Raw genomic sequence first — 16,080 nt, 5'->3', positions numbered from 1 at the left:
TCGGTCGGTATGGGTTTTTGGGTTTGCAAAAAGACACGGGCGCCGCGAGGCACCCGTGCACCATGTCATCACCGGATATTACAGTGATCAGGGGGCGCTTTACGTGGCCGGTTGCTCTTTGGACACGGTCCGCGCGACAATCTGCTCCAGCGCTGCCGCGGCTTCCCGGCGCCACGTCGCGGCTCTTTTTGGCACCCGGTAGATGGTGAAGAGCGATGCCCCGTCCGCTGCGTTCGACAGCGCCTGTGCCGTGTGTGGGGCGACCTGGGAGATGTCAATTGGGCCCCCCACGGACAACGGGGTCATGCGTCGGCGGTAGGCGATCTGGTAGGCGCGATCTCTCAACGATGGATCCTGCGGGTTTTCGGGGACGTGAAACCACATCACACCAGACCCGTCCCGCGCCAGCCTGTTCCAGAGCGCCAGCTCCTCTTCGACCATCGAATAGTCTTCAGGCGGGATGCGCATGGTTCTTGGGCTCGACAACATGCGCTGCCCCGGGAACAGATAGGCCCGCAGGAAGGTCAGCAGGATGATCGCAGACTCCACCAGACCCGCCGCATAGAACGCGGGCAGTGTCGCGTCGAGCGCTTCATCATCGCGATCAACCTCAAGGCCTGCAAAGCGGCCCAGGGCGCCCCAAACCTGACCGGCGGAATTGGAGACGGATTCCGCAAAACCGACTTCAGCGGCGCGCGGTGGCAGAGTTGGCAGGTCGATACCGGCAGATAGCAGCGCTGCCGCCGCGTCCAGCTTTGCCACCGCCTCGGCATCCCTGCACACGAAGGTGCCGCTGTCGGGATCGCTGAAATCCGAGCGGAAGTCATTTGCGGTGCGTTCGATCCACCTCTGCATGCTGGAGATGCGGGTATCGCGGGCGACCTGACGCGCATTGTTCAACGCGGCTGCCATGGCGGCGTCGTCCACGCTCTTGGGCAGCTGGATCGCGTCATAAGCGTCGTCGTAGAGAGCCCGTGCCGTCTGGGCCTGAGATGCGGCCTCATCCGTCAGACGCACGCGCATCCGCCACCGCGGTCCTTCGCCGGGACCGGACGGGGGACCATCACAAGAGACGCCCCGCACTTCTTCGGCCTGTTTGTCCCGCATCAATTCGCTCAGCGCGTCCATGGTCAGCAGCACATCGTTCATCCGCTCGCCGAAGGCGTCGATGGGTTGCAGGATACCCAGAAAACGCCTGTCGTTTTCGATGTCCTCCAGGCCATCATTGAGCCCGAGGGTGAAGGACCAGAAGGCGGCTGCGAAAATCCCCGAGACGAGACTTGCCACGGCAGCGGAGGGCAGACACAGCAGACGCGCCATAACGGGGCGATCGGCGCTGGCCGCAACACTCCAGAACCCCCCGACGAAAATCTGGATCACGAGGGCTGCAGCAAAGGCCAGTGCGACGGCGGCCGCCCAGGAGGGTGTTTCCCCAAGGCGTGCGAAAAGCGGTTGGTCCACCAGCGACAGGGTGATGGTGACCAGGCCCGTGAACGTGCCCATCAGACTGAGGCCGTTGAGCGTCCACCAGGCGATGTTCAGCGCTTTGGCGAAGTTATCGGGTTTTGCGTCGGACATAAGCGTGTCTCCTTGGCTCAGTTGATTTCGTGGATGAGGTCTGTGGTGGTGCGCGCCGCGTCGAGCGCGCCCAGGGCCAGGCCGAGAACGTGTTTTTTCGACGCGTGTTCCAGGGCCGTATGCGTGTCAGGCCGTCCGATCATGGCGAAGACAGCGTACCGATGACCGCCGCATTCCGCGTGAAACATCACCAGGCGATCACGAATGGCCGTTTCATTTGCCGTCGACTCGCTTGTGCCGGTTTTGCCCATGAAGGAGCCACGCACGCAGCCGCGCTTTTCCAGACGTGCGGACAAGGTGTGCAGTGTCCCCGAGGGGCTGGTGATCGGTGCGGCGAGCACTGAGCGCAAGGTTTTGCGATGGGTTGCGGTAAAGTAATGCTCCGGCAGAGCGCGAACGTTCTGCGCGTCCCGCGCGACCAAGTGAGGCCAATCCGCTTGCGGGATTTCACCGTAGCTGCCCCGCAGAATGGCAACCCATGCACGCATCACCGCCTCCGGTGTCATCGGCAACGCCGTTGCCGTTGCCATCGCCTTGCGTTGGGCGGCTTCACTGTCCTGCTGCTGCGGAAAGGCGCCCAGATGAGAGAACCAATCGACAAGCTGACCGGTGCCGACCTTTGCAATCGCGTCTGCGAAGCCGAGGTTGGAGCTGATCGCCATCATCCGCGCGAGGGAAATAGTCGCACCATCCTGCGCGCAATTCTCGTATCCCTTTTTCGGCGCAGTGGTATCGTGGAGTTCTTGCCAGCTGCGTCGGCACACGGATGTCAGCTCATCCGCGACAAAACGAGGTGCCGCCAGCGCCTTGACCAGGCTGGCAACGGGACGATGCGGTGTGCCGCGGGATTTGCGTCCATGCCCATCCGGCGCCCATGGTCCGTGCCACAGGTTGTGACTGTTGGCCCAGAGCGCGGCAATGACGGGTGGCGCATCTGCATCGATCCGGACCGCCGTTGCAAGCACATCCAGGGTTGGATTTCCGCCACAGCGCCCGATGCACTCGTCACTGGGCAAGTTCGCACCAAAGCCGTCGATAACCTGTGCGAGCTCTTGTTGGCCTTCTGCACTGACGTGAAGCGTTACTGCACCGCCGCCATGACCGAGGCTGTGTACATCCGCCAGCACGTGTCTGATCCCCGGAACCGTGCGGTTCAACGTCTCGATCCCGCCGCCAATTGTCGGCAACGCCTGCGTCGTCTTTATCGGCGTGGAGGGCCGTTCCGATCCTGCAGGCGCAGTGTTTTTGATCAACGCTTCCAAATAGCTCCGGGCCGAGGCCAAGGCGTCAGGGGCGTCCTCTCCCGCGTCTTCCAGGGGCACAAGGCAACGCGCCAAAGCTCTCCTTGCGACTTTGTGCCAGTTGGCAAAGACGCGGGCTGCCATTGCCGGATCAGCGTCGTCCGGCAACAAAAGCAGTGGCTGCTGGGCGGCGGCAACCAGCACGCACATCTCTCCCAGAGACAAGTCTTCGTGCCGTTCCTTTCCGAAGATCGCCCAGGGTGCCACACCGCCGGCGATGGGTGAGGCAAAGCCACTGCCCCGCGGGCCCATCGCGACAGGCGTGGTCAATGTCACGAACCGATCTCGCTTGGCCTTCTCCGCAAGTTCACCCGCAGACAATTGTGCCACTTCAAAGAGCGTTGCCAGCTTCTCGCGCACGTCGGGTTTCTTGGTTTGTCCGTCAAAGAGAACCTCAAGCCCGCTGATCACCGAGGTGCTTCCACCGGGGTATTTGCCGCCAAAGACTTTGGAGCGGACATGGCCGAAGAGACCGCGCGCCAGACCCGCAAGGTTGACGCCCAGAACCGTTCCGGCGCCCTCGTGAGCACCTTCGACGACCTGCAGCAATCGGGAGAATTCTGCCGCCGCCGCTTCCGAGACCTCGGCGGTGCGAAAGCCCGGATGTGGCAGCGCACCATCGTTCGGCGCCGGATCACCGATATGGCCGCAGTCGTCTGATACGCGCAGAAAACCAACTGTCTGCCCGGTTGCATCGCGCACCTGGGTACGCATGGCGCAGGTCAGTCGGTCCTTGATCTCAGTTGAACGTTCTGGAGGCAAGGGAGCTGCAATCTGAACGAAGGCACGCGCTGCCGCTTCGCTGATGCTGGGCACAAAGAAGGGTGCCATGGCCGCGACCAGCACCAGAGCGGTAGACGCCAGCATCATCCGCATTTTCACGCCAGTGCGACCGGGGCCTGTGGGCCGCCACTGCACACCGCTGAGCCGACCGCGCAGCTGGGCAAACCGGCCCTGCTGATCCGCGCCCCAGACCGGCGCCACAGCCTTGCGTGTCCTGGAAGCGATTGTGCCCTTGGAGACCCGCCGGAGTGATTTCAAATGATGCCAATAGCGTTGCTCAAATTGCTCATATGGATCGGTTTTCCGCTGGTGGCAGTGTTTTTCAATGGCGATCCGTTCTTCCGCTAGTTTCTGGGCATAGGCGTCAGCGGGGTCGTTTTCATCCATCACAGCGGGCCTCCATCATTCGGTAGGTCACGACTTTCTTTTGGGGGAATGGCCGGTCTCGCTGCCAGGTCGGCGCGCCATGTCCTCTAAAGTTTGAGTCGAGTTGTCTTCACAATGGTACCGTCGGTATGGGTTGCCTCATGACCGGGCAAAACCGGTGCCAGAGGCGCTGTGACCGCCGAATCCGGGCTCCGATTGTGCCGCGGTCAGCAGCCAATGCAGCGGCAGTCGGTCCCGCCAGCAGTCCGAGGCTTTTGCGCTAGCGGGCCGAGCAGTCAGTTGGGCAATTGTGATTGGGTCTGAACATGGCCGCAGCAAGACACATCATGTTTCCATGAGCGGCAGAAGCTTACTGGACGATCTAGGGCAGCACACCGTGCGTCGTGGGACACTTTGCCAGCACCGGGCAAGCATTGCCGCATACGATCCCTGCCGCACCTTCAGAAACACAGTGCGCCCAGCAGGCATATTCCCTGTGCTGGGCCACTGTGGCGGTGCTCAGCTGCGCGTCAGGTGTTTGCGGTCCGTCAGGTTAAACGTCCCGTTGCGTCAGTTACCGAAAACCTTGTCGCCGAACGCCCGACCGAAGCCTTCGCTGATACCTTTGACGATATTGTTGCCGATGTTGTTGCTGCCCGAACTGGTCTTTCGCTTGCTCCCCGACCCGCTTGAGGCCGCCGGAACGTTCAGGAAAGAGGCGTAGGTCGCTTCTGTCTGGCTGACCAGCAGATCGAACTGCATCGAATTCAGAAATTGCGTTTGAGGCAGACCGACAGATGCCTGCCAGGCCGCGATCCCGGCCCGCGTTTTAGGGCCGAAAGAGCCGTCCGGGCGCCCCACATTATTGCCGGTGGCGTTCAACCTGGCCTGCAGTGCCCGACGTGTCGAACGGTCCATGTTCAAAGCCTGTTCCGTGGTTTGGTTCGCTGGCGCGAGCAGCATCTGTTGGGTGACCGAGAGAATGAGGGGGGTTGTCGGATCGTAGGCCGGTAGAGCGACGGAGCGGGACTCCACATCCTTTGTCGTCTCTGGAAGGGCGACGGCCACTTTTACGCTCTCCTCCTCTGCCGCCTCCGTCTTCAGCCGTTCGATGGCGATCCGCGCAAATCGCGCATAGCGGCCGTTTGGATAGAAATCGAGATACGCCTGATAGTCTTCGATGTAGCCGGAACCCCGGGCCAGCTCGAACATGTATTTTTCTTCTTCAAGCGCCGCTGCCCCATCTGCAGGCGCGGTTGCCGGAGCTGTCGCACCAGCCGATACGTTCGGCGCGGGCAGTGCTGCGGTTTTGTAGAGTTCCACGGGCGCCGTGTAGGACTGATTGAACCAGGGGCGCTGCTTTTCACCGGTCGCATTGTAGACCTCTCCGGTCACATTGGAGATCACCGTGGTAATCGGTGTGTTTGGCGTTCCGATGTGCTTCAGCAGGGCTTCGGTGAAGGGGGAATGATCACCCTCCCCATCAAGCGCGACCGTACCGGGTGCCGTGGCAAACACGATACCGGTGCCGGTGCCATTGTCGCGCACGTCCATTTTGCCCAGCCCACCGCCGCCGATGGACCGGCTGCTTCCAAGGGTGAGTTGCTCGAATGGATTGTCACGACACGCATCGAGGATCAGAAGGTTGGCCCCGTCGGTGCGCGACAATTGCCTTGTGATCATGCTGATCGGAAAGGCCTCGAAATCGATCGACAGCTCGTCGTCCATCCGGGCATCGATCGGGATGAGATAATTCTCACCATCAACCTGAATGGCATGACCCGCGTAGAAGACAACGGAGATTTCCGTCCCCGAGACAGAGCGTGCGAACTCTCGCGTCATCTGCGCCATTTCCGTGGCCGTCAGATCATAGCCTTCGATGGTTTCAAACCCGAGCGTCCGGAACTTCGACGCCATTGCCTCGGCGTCATTGCGGGGGTTTTTCAGCGGGGAGGTGTGTTCGTAAGCGCTGTTGCCGATTATCAGCGCCACTTTGTTCGCCAGAACCTGAACCGGTGCGAGGATCAAGGCCAGCGCAACACAGCCAGCGCGCCATAGACTACGGGTTTTAAATCTCTTCATGGGAGTCTCCCTTCGAATTGTCTTCTACAATACATCGGTATGGAGCGTTCACAGGCCCGCGGTGTTGATGATTTCGATACGCTGGTTCAACGGGTCGGCAGCATTTGCCGAATTCAGGGATGTGGCCCCAACGCCCTGAATGCCCACAAATATGTCGGAGCCCAGACCGTAAAAACCGTTCAGATGGTCCAGCACCGACTGCGCCCGGCGTGCCGAAACCGGCAAGGCCGACGCAGGTGCCGTTGGCGTGTAGGCATGCGCCATTATCTGAAACGTTGACCCCTTCAGATCGGGATGCTCCAGCGCCTTGGCCAGCGTACGGAGTGTTTTCATCCCCTCCACAGTCAGCCGATGGCTGTCACCGTCGAACGCCACGACAAGGCGCGCCGTCGGCAGAGCGCCGGATTGGGTGGCGGAGGTGGCATTTGCGGCAGCAAGGGGTTTGACCCCGCGATTGTCGCTGGTGGCGACCGGCGCTGGCAGCAAGGCATTGACCATCTGATCGAGGCTGAAGTCCTGTGATGACGCGGCGGTGGACGCCATGCAGCCGATGGAAAAGAAACCCGCCGCAACCACGGCTTTCGAGACACTCCAAAACGGCATAGGCTTTCCTGTCAAAGTACTTCTTACAATTATGGGTGTCGGTATGAGTGGCTGTGGGCGCCAAATTTTCGCCCCAATGCCCCCTGCACCCTAGAATCCAGTTTCCCGAATTACTTTACAATCTGATTTTTAAAACACCAGAAATAAGACAGGGCGTGATGCGCCCCGCGCTTTTGCAATGCGGAAGAGGTTAATTTCGCGCCGTTGCGCCGTGTCCGCCTTTGACATGTTGCGCCGCACCAGCGGACAAGCACCAGATGCCTCACCAACCTCCATGGACGGCTGGCACCGCCACCGTATTCGAACCTTGAGATTGAAGTGTGCCCGTCATCTCCTGCCTTTCAAAGACGAAACCGGGCAAGACCGGCTCCCGTCGCCCACAATCGTGATGGCGAGAGCTACAATTGGGTTGCTCTTTGGGAAAAATGGCGCACCCGAGAGGATTCGAACCTCTGGCCTCTGCCTTCGGAGGGCAGCGCTCTATCCAGCTGAGCTACGGGTGCCTGACCATGTCGGGCCGTTTGCGCGGTATAGCGGGACAAATGCCACCTCGCAACGGCAAAACGTCATCTTCTCAGGAACCTGTGCGCTCATGGTGGACAGTGGAGCGTACCACGCATGTGGCCGTCGCCATGCCCAGCGAGCTTGCCACGCCTTGCGGCAGTTCCACGGTAAGTTCCGCGCGCTGATTGATCTGGCCGGGGGCGATGATCGTCATGTTGGATTTGGATGTGACGGTCAATGTCCCCATCGCCGTCTGCTGGACATCGCGGAAAATGCCTTCCCAGACGTTGGGCGCGATCTTTTCCCACGTGATGTTGAGATCAATGCCGTCGAAGACCGCAGGATCGAAAGGGTCGGGAAAGGTGATCTGCTGACCGGCATAGCCTGGCCGCGCCTGTTTCATCTTATCGACCATCTGCGCAGGGCATCCGGTCTGGCTGTCAAAGACAACCTCGCCCGCCCAGAGGCCGGACACAGGCTGGATATCGGCCGCAACCCCGGCGCCCGGCAGCCACAGGAGAAATAAGGTGGCGAGGGTTCGGCGCATCCAGCCCGCACTCCGACCAAGTAGTCCGCGATCAGGCAAAGAGATCATGCGCAAGTTCCAGCGCCTCCACCAGTACGTCAACCTCGGCCTGCGTGTTGTAAAGCCCGAAGGAGGCGCGACAGCTGGCGGGGATGCCCATATGCGCCATCAGCGGACCGACACAATGCTGGCCGGCGCGCACGGCGACGCCCTTCTTGTCGAGGATGGTGGAGATGTCATGTGCGTGCCCTGCCCCATCCATCGTGAAGCTGAAGATCGCGCCCTTGTCGGGTGTCGTGCCCTGCACCTGCAACCAATTGAGGCCGCCAAGCCTTTCCACCGTGTAGTCGCGCAGGCTGTCCTCATAGGCGGCGATGTTCTGCATCCCCAGCGCCATCATGTATTCCAGAGCAACGCCAAGCCCGATGGTCTGCACAATGCCCGGCGTGCCCGCTTCGAATTTCATCGGCGGGTCGTTGTAGATCACACCCTCCTTGCTCACCTCGCGGATCATGTCCCCGCCGCCGATGAAGGGGCGCATTTCGGCCATCCGCTCGGATTTCACATAGATCGCGCCGGAGCCGGAAGGCCCGTAGAGTTTGTGCCCGGTGATCGCATAAAAATCGCAATCGATATCACTGACATCGACCGGTTGGTGCACCGCCGCCTGACTGCCATCGACGAGCACGGGAACGCCGCGCGCATGGGCCTCCTGGCAAATGGTCTTTACGTCGACGCGTGTGCCCAACACGTTCGACAGATGTGTCACGGCGACCAGCTTGGTCTTGGGTCCAATGGCGTCGATCACCGCCTGCGGGTCGAGATAACCGGTGCTGTCCACATCCACCCATTTCAGCACCACGCCCTGGCGTTCGCGGAGGAAATGCCAGGGCACGATGTTGGCGTGGTGCTCCATCACACTCAGCACGATCTCGTCTCCCGCTTCCAGCCGCGGCATCGCCCATCCGTAGGCCACCATGTTGATGCCTTCGGTGGTGCCGGAATTCAGCACGATCTCATCCTCGGACCCGGCATTCAGGAACCGGGCAATCACACCGCGCACGCTTTCGTATTTGTCGGTGGCAAGGTTCGACAGGAAATGCAGGCCGCGATGCACATTGGCGTATTCGTTGGCATAGGCGTTGGTGATCGCATCGATGACCACCCGCGGTTTCTGCGCAGAGGCCCCGTTGTCCAGGTACACCAGCGGCTTGCCGTTCACCTCCCGGCTGAGGATCGGAAAATCGGCGCGAATTTTTGTGACATCATACATTGGCAGGGACTCCCAGCGCGCTCACGCCGATCATGGACAGCAACAGGGAAAACCCCAGGGACATGGCAACGGCCCCCACCAGCAGCACGAAGACGGCCTTCATAAGCGAGTTCAGCTGCAATCCCACGCTGATGAAATTGAGGAAAATCCAGATCGTGGCAATGCCGACAATCAGGACGAGAAAGCCTGCCAGCGCAGGCACCAGCAGGACGCTGAGCAATATAATCGCCTGTGCCACGGCGCGCAGGACCTGCAGCCAGACGAGGAGGGCCAGCAGGTCGTTCATGTCCTCTGATCCGCCCATGGCACGACCGGTCCAGAAGAGCGCATGCACGGTGACGACAAAGCCGCCGGCGACGATCATGACAAGGGTGAAGGGGTTGTTCACCATGCTGGCAAGCGGTTCAGGCACCGGCAGCAGCACGTTCGACAGGGTCGACATGAAGGTGCTGAGGATCGCGACCAGCGCTGCGGCCATCCACAGTTCCGTGCGCGGCAGCTGCCAGCTCATGATGATGGCGGCGGCCTCTTTCGGCGCGCGGACGGTCAGCAGGGCCAGTTGCGGCCAGTTTAAGGTCGAGATCACGCGGCACGTCCTTCTGCAGCAATCAGCCCACTGATCCAGAACCACAGGAAAATGACAAGCCATGCAAGGCCAACGATCTGCAATTCCAGCCCCGGTCCGATGAACCCGGCCACCAGCCCGTTCAGCAACATCAGAGGTGAGGCCGCCAGCAGCGCCCAAAACAGCGCCAGACGCGCCCCGTAGTGGCTGCCCTGCCCCCGAAACAGCTTGGCGACAAGATGCGACAGCGCCGCGAGGCAGTACAGCAACAAGGGCGCGATGAAGACCCACGCCATGAGTGACGCGCCCATGAGCATGTCCAATTCTTCGCCCGTCAGATGCGCTTCGCGGGCCAGGCGGGGCAGCTGTGCGATGAACACGACGACACAGCCTGCCATCAGATAGGCCAGAGCCTGGTCTTCACGCTGTCCAAGGGCCAGCAACCCGCGCAGTGTTTTGCCCGGGTTGCGATAGGTTGCCCTGATGTTGCGCGTGACCGCCATCAGCTTCGATGCCGTTCCAACCAGGCGGCCAGGCGATCATTGATTTCATCGCGCAGGTCTTCGTTTTCGATTTCCTCCACCGCTTCCGCAAGGAAGGCCAGCGTCAGAAGATCCGTTGCGGGGCCTTCCGGCACGCCGCGGGACCGCAGGTAAAACAGCGCATCCTCGTCGATCGCGCCCGACGTGCTGCCATGCGAACAGGCCACGTCATCGGCGTAGATCTCCAGCTCCGGTTTGGCGAGGAACTGGCTGTCGTCATCCAGCAGCAGCGACTGGCTGATCTGGTAACCGTCTGTTTTCTGGGCGTCTTTCTTGACCAGAATCTTTCCCTGGAACACCCCTGTCGCGCCATTGCGCAGCACCTTTTTGAACACCTGACGGCTTTCACAGCCGACGGCGTCGTGGGTGATGAACACCGTGTCATCGTGGTGGAAATCACCGTCGCCGACACAGGCCCCCGCCACGTGGGCCACCGCGTCATCGCCGGTCAATTCGATCACGCATTCGTTGCGCGTGAGCACGCCATTGGCGGTCAGCGTGAAGGATTTGAACACCGATTCAGTCCCCAATCGGGCAAAGATATGCGTGGCCGCACGGCGCTCATGGTCCCTGCCCTGTGCACGCACATGGTGGAATGTCGCGCCATCGGCCACCTCCACTTCCATGCATTTGTTGAACCGCGCCGCTGCCGGGCCGCTTTCCAGCACAGTGACTTCCGCGCCCGGGTCGAGCCGGATCACATGGTGCAGGATCGCGTCCGAGGTCTCGGAGCGGTGATGATAGGTCAGGTTGATCGGCTTGGACGGATTGCCCGTCACGTGAATGAGCACTCCGTCCGTGGCAAAGGCGGTATTGAGGGCGGCCAGCGGGCGCGCCACCGGGTCCTGCCCCTTGGTCTCCAGCGCGCCATAGAGATCCCGCGCCCAATGGATATCGGTTGCGGCCTCGGCCAGCCGGTCGATCGTGACGCCCTCAAGGCTCAGATCATCCGACGCCTCGGCATCGAACACACCGTCGACAAAGACGATGTTCAGCCGCTCCATCTCGCCAAAGATCGGCGCCTCGTCATTGTCGAAGAGCGCGGCAGGCACGGCATCCGCCTGTGTCAGCGTGTCCGGGCGGGTGTATTTCCAATACTCATCCCGACGCTCCGGCAGACCCATCGCCTGCACCCGCGCCAGGGCGTCCTTGCGCGCCGTCTCGGACCAGCCCCCGGCAGGCAGGGACAAACCCCCAAGACGCGCGTCGGTGGTGGAGATTTTTTCTGCTGCGTCTGCCATCATGCCACCTCGGCAAGGATATCGCCGTAGCCGTTATTTTCGACTTCCAGCGCCAGTTCCGGCCCCCCGGATTTGACGATTTTACCGTCGGCCATGATGTGCACCACGTCCGGCTTGATGTGGTCCAGCAGGCGCTGATAGTGCGTGATCACCAGAAAACCCCGCCCTTCGGAGCGCAGCGCGTTCACGCCTTCGGCGACCAGCTTCATCGCATCGACGTCGAGACCGGAATCGGTTTCATCCAGAATGCACATCCGGGGCTCCAGCATCGCCATCTGCAGGATTTCATTGCGTTTCTTCTCACCCCCGGAGAAGCCAACATTGACCGGGCGTTTCAGCATATCGGCATCGATTTTCAGCTCCTTGGCGCGTGCGCGCACGGCCTTGAGGAATTCGGCGGCTGACATTTCTTCTTCACCACGCGCCTTGCGCTGTGCATTCACGGCGGTGCGCAGGAAGGTCATGTTGCCCACTCCCGGGATTTCGACAGGGTATTGGAACGCCAGGAACAGACCGGCAGCGGCGCGCTCTTCGGGTTCCATCTCCAGCACATCCGCGCCTTCGAGCAGCGCCGACCCGTCTGTCACCTCATAACCCTCCTTGCCGGAGAGCACATAGGAGAGCGTCGATTTGCCCGACCCATTTGGACCCATGATCGCGTGCACCTTGCCCGCTTCGATCTCCAGATCGACACCCTTGAGGATCTGCTTGTCCTCTTCTTCCAATTTCACGTGCAGGTTCTTGATGCTCAGCATATCGTTCGTCCTTCTATCGGCTCCGGCAGGCGGAAGATGTTCTTGTTCAATGTGTTACGCTTTGTTTTTTAGGTGATGGTCACGGCGGTCCCGGAGGCGGAAACCATCAGCATGGAATCCCCGATCACCTCGTAGTCAAGGTCGATGCCCACGACCGCATTCGCCCCCAGCGCAGCGGCGCGTTCCTCGATTTCATACATGGCTTCGTCGCGGGCGTCTTTCAGCTTGCTTTCATAGGCCCCGGACCGGCCGCCGATCACGTCCGTCACGGAGGCAAAGAAATCGCGCACGATATTCGCCCCCATGATCGCCTCTCCCACGACGATGCCGTGATAGGCGGTGATCGGATGACCTTCGACGGTGTTGGTCGTTGTCAAAATCATGTTTGGTTTTCCCGCTCAACAACCCGCGTCTGGTGGCAGTCCGGGCAGATTTCAGAATGAACGACGGCGCGTTGCAGAATGCTCACCAGCCGCCATGTCAGCGCGCTCCAGCACAGGAACAGGATCAGCCCGATGGCGACCTCGAACCGCTCCGCGTATTGTGCAAACAACCAGCCGTCTTCAACCATCTCCGCGACAATCTCGTCATGCCCCATGGAGAGCAGGAATACGATCAGGTGTCCAAGGATCAACAGCGTGAGCTGTTGCGTTTCCGCCAGCAAACGCCCCGGATTGCCCAAGCGGACCCGGATGTTGTGCCCATTGTCTGACGCGCCGGGTGCCATTAGTAATTCGACCTCGCGGCTGAAGTGGCGACCAAGAAATCCCGCAAGATATTCGCGCACATAATGGCCTTACGGACGACGAGGCCCTCATAGGCGGTGATCGAGTGGCCTTCGATGGTGTTAGTGGCTGCGAGGATCATTGGTCTTTCTTCCATCTGTCAAAATCACCATTCGCTTCGGCTGCCTTGATCATGGCTTCCCTTTCACGGTCCCTTTCGCGGGCGAGGTCCGCTGCACGTCTTGCGCGTTTTTCCAGGTCTTCGCGCTTCATCTTTTGTTCAATTGCGATGGCCAAGGCCACTCCCGTGAACAAACCAAGGAACGTGGCGAATATAGATAGCGAGGGAAGAAACAATTGGCTCGCGAGCCTGAATGCAATACCCCCCATGACCGCGTAAAAGGCAATTCTCCACATAGCATTTCGCGACGCCAATTGCTCAGAGGTCTGCCCGATCCGGGCATGTCGCTCTATGTTGCTCTCTTCGTGCACCTCTTGACAGCCGGAACTACCCGACCGACCCTTCCAACGAAATTGCGACCAGCTGCTGCGCTTCCATGGCGAATTCCATCGGCAGCGCCTGCAGCACATCCTTGCAGAAGCCATTGACCACCAGTGCCACGGCCTCCTCCTCGTCCATCCCGCGCGAGCGGCAGTAGAACAGCTGATCGTCGTCCACTTTTGAGGTCGTGGCCTCATGCTCAACGCGTGACGAGTTGTTCTTCACCTCGATATACGGCACCGTATGCGCACCGCAGTCGCCGCCGATCAGCAGGCTGTCACACTGCGTATAGTTCCGCGATTCCTTGGCCTTGGGGTGCATCGACACCAGCCCGCGATATGTATTCTGCGCCTTGCCCGCCGAAATACCCTTCGAGACGATCCGCGACTTCGTGCGCTTGCCCAGATGCACCATCTTGGTGCCGGTGTCGGCCTGCTGCATGTTGTTGGCGATGGCGATCGAATAGAACTCGCCCTGCGTGTCGTCCCCGCGCAGAATGCAACTGGGATACTTCCATGTCACGGCGGACCCCGTCTCGACCTGTGTCCACATCACCTTGGCCCGGTCGCCCCGGCAATCGGCGCGCTTGGTCACGAAGTTGTAGATGCCGCCCTTGCCGTTCTCATCACCCGGGTACCAGTTCTGCACGGTGGAATACTTCACCTCCGCGTCTTCCTCGACGATGATCTCGACGACCGCCGCGTGCAGCTGCGCGATGTCGCGCTGCGGCGCGGTGCAGCCCTCCAGATAACTCACGTAGGAGCCCTTGTCAGCGATGATCAGCGTGCGCTCGAACTGGCCGGTGTTCTCCGCATTGATGCGGAAATAGGTGCTGAGCTCCATCGGGCAGCGCACGCCCGGCGGTACATAGACAAACGACCCGTCCGAGAAGACGGCGGAATTGAGCGTCGCGTAGTAATTGTCGCTCACCGGCACGACCGTGCCGAGGTATTTCTTCACCAGCTCGGGATGTTCCTTGATCGCCTCCGAGATCGAGCAGAAGATCACGCCCGCTTTTTTCAGTTCATCCTGAAACGTCGTGCCGACCGAGACGGAATCGAACACCGCATCCACGGCCACCTTGCGTGGTTCGTCGCCCAGCTCTTCCGCGCCTTCGACACCGGCGAGAATCATTTGCTCCTTCAGCGGAATGCCCAGTTTCTTGTAAGTTTCCAACAGCTTGGGATCGACCTCGTCCAGCGACTTGGGCTTGACCTCCATCGATTTCGGACGCGCGTAATAATACTGGTCCTGAAAATCGATCTCCGGGTAATCGACCATCGCCCACTTGGGCTCCTTCTTCTGCAGCCAACGTTCATACGCGGCCAGACGCCATTCGGTCATCCACGCCGGCTCTTCGTTTTTCTCGGAAATCAGGCGCACGATATCGGGGGACAGGCCCTTGGGCGCGTATTCCATTTCGATGTCCGTGGACCAGCCGTATTTGTACTTGCCACCGACCTCGCGGACCGCATCCACGGTCTCCTGATCAACGCCTTCCTTGACTTGTACTTCGTCCAAAGGTTGGTCCAGTGCAGCCATCTTTCCCTCCAAAACTCACGCCGCGCGGGCGCGAAATTTACGTTCTTTCGCCAGCCAGACTTCAGCAAATCGCTGCACATCCTCGGCAGTGGTATCCAATCCCAGCGACACCCGAATGGCGCTGCTGGCAGTCTCTTCATCATAGCCCATGGCACGCAAAACAGAGCTTGCGCGCACCTTGCCGCTGGAACAGGCAGACCCTGCGCTGATGGCAAAACCTGCAAGGTCCATCTGGATCACCTGGCTTTCGCCTTTCCAGCCCGGCGTGGCGAAACAAGAGGTGTTCGGCAGGCGGTTTGCGCCTTTCCCGACAAAAATAGTTGCATTTGTCGAAGCTGCAAGGGTGTTTTCTAGAATCTTTCTAAGTTCTTCGATTTCTTCCCACCTGCCCGCCGCCACATCCCGTGCCGCTGCCTCTGCCGCCGCCCCGAATCCGACGATGCCGATGACGTTCTCGGTGCCGGAGCGCCGCCCCATCTCTTGCCCGCCGCCGCGGATGCGTGGTTTGACGTCGATCCCGTGTTTCACCACCAGCGCACCGGTACCCTTTGGGCCGCCCAGTTTGTGCGCCGAAGCCATCACGAAATCCGCACCGGAGTTGGCAAAGGAAAATGGGACTTTGCCCAGAGCCTGCACCGCATCGATAAGGATCAGCACCTGTCGTTCCAGAGCCCAAAGCTTCTGCGCATGGCGCATCGTGTCTTGCCGCACGCCGGTCTCGCTATTGGCGGCCTGCAGGGCAACCACATCGTCCTGGATAGACGCATCAAAACTGTCACCCTGCGCCGTGCCGGTCAGCACGCCATGCTCGTCCACGTCCAGCAGGCGGGTCAGATCCACACCGTCCTTCTTAACCCAGGAGAGAACGGCATCGTGTTCGATGCCCGCGCTGGCGACCGTGGCACCTTCCGGAATGGCGAGGCTGGCCGCCTCTGTCGCACCGGAGGTGAAGACAATGTCGCCGGGATCGCACCCAATGAGCCCAGCCACCTGCGCCCGTGCCCGCTCGACCAGCGCCTTGGCCGCGCGGCCCTCAGCGTGCACGGAGGAAGGGTTGCCGACGATATCCATGGCCGCAAGCATCGCGTCCCGCGCTTCGGGGCGCAGGGGAGCGGTTGCATTGTGATCCAGATACACGCGGCGCATGCCTTATCCTTTTTCACCGGGGGGGCGCGGCGGACGCCCCAAAACG

16 protein-coding genes and 1 tRNA gene are annotated in these 16,080 nt (G+C 60.7%); all 17 read right to left on the bottom strand.

Features of this window, described 5'->3' with window-relative positions; genetic code table 11:
* Nucleotides 1–99 precede the first annotated feature (99 nt).
* Entirely contained in the window at nucleotides 100–1,578 is a 1,479-nt protein-coding gene (locus ISX84_RS19410; protein WP_195822044.1) for a hypothetical protein, read from the bottom strand.
* Between the two features lie 17 nt (nucleotides 1,579–1,595).
* On the bottom strand, nucleotides 1,596–4,049 hold the full coding sequence (locus ISX84_RS19405; protein WP_195822043.1) for a hypothetical protein: 2,454 nt from the start codon (nucleotides 4,047–4,049) through the stop codon (nucleotides 1,596–1,598).
* 549 nt (nucleotides 4,050–4,598) lie between these two features.
* The gene (locus ISX84_RS19400) at nucleotides 4,599–6,110 is read right to left on the bottom strand and encodes a caspase family protein (protein ID WP_195822042.1); all 1,512 of its coding nucleotides are present in this window, start codon (nucleotides 6,108–6,110) and stop codon (nucleotides 4,599–4,601) included.
* 48 nt (nucleotides 6,111–6,158) lie between these two features.
* Entirely contained in the window at nucleotides 6,159–6,713 is a 555-nt protein-coding gene (locus tag ISX84_RS19395; protein ID WP_195822041.1) for an OmpA family protein, read from the bottom strand.
* A gap of 426 nt (nucleotides 6,714–7,139) precedes the next feature.
* A tRNA-Arg gene (locus tag ISX84_RS19390) sits at nucleotides 7,140–7,216 on the bottom strand.
* A gap of 71 nt (nucleotides 7,217–7,287) precedes the next feature.
* On the bottom strand, nucleotides 7,288–7,764 hold the full coding sequence (locus ISX84_RS19385) for a hypothetical protein (protein WP_195822040.1): 477 nt from the start codon (nucleotides 7,762–7,764) through the stop codon (nucleotides 7,288–7,290).
* A gap of 31 nt (nucleotides 7,765–7,795) precedes the next feature.
* A complete protein-coding gene (locus ISX84_RS19380) occupies nucleotides 7,796–9,016 on the bottom strand; it encodes a cysteine desulfurase (RefSeq protein ID WP_195822039.1) in 1,221 nt (406 codons plus the stop codon).
* Nucleotides 9,009–9,602: a YIP1 family protein gene (locus tag ISX84_RS19375; RefSeq protein WP_195822038.1), complete on the bottom strand. Its 594-nt coding sequence runs from the start codon at nucleotides 9,600–9,602 to the stop codon at nucleotides 9,009–9,011. The genes ISX84_RS19380 and ISX84_RS19375 overlap by 8 nt, the downstream gene beginning before the upstream one ends.
* On the bottom strand, nucleotides 9,599–10,084 hold the full coding sequence (locus ISX84_RS19370; protein WP_195822037.1) for a YIP1 family protein: 486 nt from the start codon (nucleotides 10,082–10,084) through the stop codon (nucleotides 9,599–9,601). Before ISX84_RS19370 ends, ISX84_RS19375 begins: the two co-directional genes overlap by 4 nt.
* Nucleotides 10,084–11,364, bottom strand: a complete 1,281-nt coding sequence (gene sufD / locus ISX84_RS19365; RefSeq protein ID WP_195822036.1) for a Fe-S cluster assembly protein SufD — start codon at nucleotides 11,362–11,364, stop codon at nucleotides 10,084–10,086. Before sufD ends, ISX84_RS19370 begins: the two co-directional genes overlap by 1 nt.
* The gene (gene sufC, locus ISX84_RS19360; protein ID WP_195822035.1) at nucleotides 11,364–12,119 is read right to left on the bottom strand and encodes a Fe-S cluster assembly ATPase SufC; all 756 of its coding nucleotides are present in this window, start codon (nucleotides 12,117–12,119) and stop codon (nucleotides 11,364–11,366) included. The genes sufD and sufC overlap by 1 nt, the downstream gene beginning before the upstream one ends.
* A 68-nt stretch (nucleotides 12,120–12,187) precedes the next feature.
* Nucleotides 12,188–12,502 carry a YbjQ family protein gene (locus ISX84_RS19355; RefSeq protein ID WP_195822034.1) on the bottom strand — a complete coding sequence of 105 codons (315 nt, stop codon included), beginning with the start codon at nucleotides 12,500–12,502 and terminating at the stop codon, nucleotides 12,188–12,190.
* A complete protein-coding gene (locus ISX84_RS19350) occupies nucleotides 12,499–12,906 on the bottom strand; it encodes a hypothetical protein (RefSeq protein ID WP_195822088.1) in 408 nt (135 codons plus the stop codon). The genes ISX84_RS19355 and ISX84_RS19350 overlap by 4 nt, the downstream gene beginning before the upstream one ends.
* Nucleotides 12,846–12,986: a heavy metal-binding domain-containing protein gene (locus tag ISX84_RS19345; RefSeq protein WP_195822033.1), complete on the bottom strand. Its 141-nt coding sequence runs from the start codon at nucleotides 12,984–12,986 to the stop codon at nucleotides 12,846–12,848. The genes ISX84_RS19350 and ISX84_RS19345 overlap by 61 nt, the downstream gene beginning before the upstream one ends.
* Nucleotides 12,983–13,141 carry a hypothetical protein gene (locus ISX84_RS19340; protein ID WP_195822032.1) on the bottom strand — a complete coding sequence of 53 codons (159 nt, stop codon included), beginning with the start codon at nucleotides 13,139–13,141 and terminating at the stop codon, nucleotides 12,983–12,985. The genes ISX84_RS19345 and ISX84_RS19340 overlap by 4 nt, the downstream gene beginning before the upstream one ends.
* A gap of 211 nt (nucleotides 13,142–13,352) precedes the next feature.
* Nucleotides 13,353–14,888, bottom strand: coding sequence for a Fe-S cluster assembly protein SufB (gene sufB, locus ISX84_RS19335; RefSeq protein ID WP_195822031.1), 1,536 nt, complete (start codon nucleotides 14,886–14,888; stop codon nucleotides 13,353–13,355).
* 15 nt (nucleotides 14,889–14,903) lie between these two features.
* Nucleotides 14,904–16,034: a cysteine desulfurase family protein gene (locus ISX84_RS19330; protein ID WP_195822030.1), complete on the bottom strand. Its 1,131-nt coding sequence runs from the start codon at nucleotides 16,032–16,034 to the stop codon at nucleotides 14,904–14,906.
* Nucleotides 16,035–16,080 lie beyond the last annotated feature (46 nt).

Source organism: Roseobacter sp. MH60115 (assembly GCF_015644665.1).
GTDB lineage: Bacteria > Pseudomonadota > Alphaproteobacteria > Rhodobacterales > Rhodobacteraceae > Roseobacter.
The sequence above is the reverse complement of the archived record's forward strand: the minus strand, read 5'-3'. Positions and strand labels throughout refer to the sequence as shown.

What these genes read in the sequence shown, in the direction of transcription:
- ISX84_RS19410 (WP_195822044.1), bottom strand. Translation starts at nt 1,578, where the DNA reads ATGTCCGACGCAAAACCCGATAACTTCGCCAAAGCGCTGAACATCGCC.
- ISX84_RS19405 (WP_195822043.1), bottom strand. Translation starts at nt 4,049, where the DNA reads ATGGATGAAAACGACCCCGCTGACGCCTATGCCCAGAAACTAGCGGAA.
- ISX84_RS19400 (WP_195822042.1), bottom strand. Translation starts at nt 6,110, where the DNA reads ATGAAGAGATTTAAAACCCGTAGTCTATGGCGCGCTGGCTGTGTTGCG.
- ISX84_RS19395 (WP_195822041.1), bottom strand. Translation starts at nt 6,713, where the DNA reads ATGCCGTTTTGGAGTGTCTCGAAAGCCGTGGTTGCGGCGGGTTTCTTT.
- ISX84_RS19385 (WP_195822040.1), bottom strand. Translation starts at nt 7,764, where the DNA reads ATGCGCCGAACCCTCGCCACCTTATTTCTCCTGTGGCTGCCGGGCGCC.
- ISX84_RS19380 (WP_195822039.1), bottom strand. Translation starts at nt 9,016, where the DNA reads ATGTATGATGTCACAAAAATTCGCGCCGATTTTCCGATCCTCAGCCGG.
- ISX84_RS19370 (WP_195822037.1), bottom strand. Translation starts at nt 10,084, where the DNA reads ATGGCGGTCACGCGCAACATCAGGGCAACCTATCGCAACCCGGGCAAA.
- sufD (WP_195822036.1), bottom strand. Translation starts at nt 11,364, where the DNA reads ATGGCAGACGCAGCAGAAAAAATCTCCACCACCGACGCGCGTCTTGGG.
- sufC (WP_195822035.1), bottom strand. Translation starts at nt 12,119, where the DNA reads ATGCTGAGCATCAAGAACCTGCACGTGAAATTGGAAGAAGAGGACAAG.
- ISX84_RS19355 (WP_195822034.1), bottom strand. Translation starts at nt 12,502, where the DNA reads ATGATTTTGACAACGACCAACACCGTCGAAGGTCATCCGATCACCGCC.
- ISX84_RS19345 (WP_195822033.1), bottom strand. Translation starts at nt 12,986, where the DNA reads ATGATCCTCGCAGCCACTAACACCATCGAAGGCCACTCGATCACCGCC.
- sufB (WP_195822031.1), bottom strand. Translation starts at nt 14,888, where the DNA reads ATGGCTGCACTGGACCAACCTTTGGACGAAGTACAAGTCAAGGAAGGC.
- ISX84_RS19330 (WP_195822030.1), bottom strand. Translation starts at nt 16,034, where the DNA reads ATGCGCCGCGTGTATCTGGATCACAATGCAACCGCTCCCCTGCGCCCC.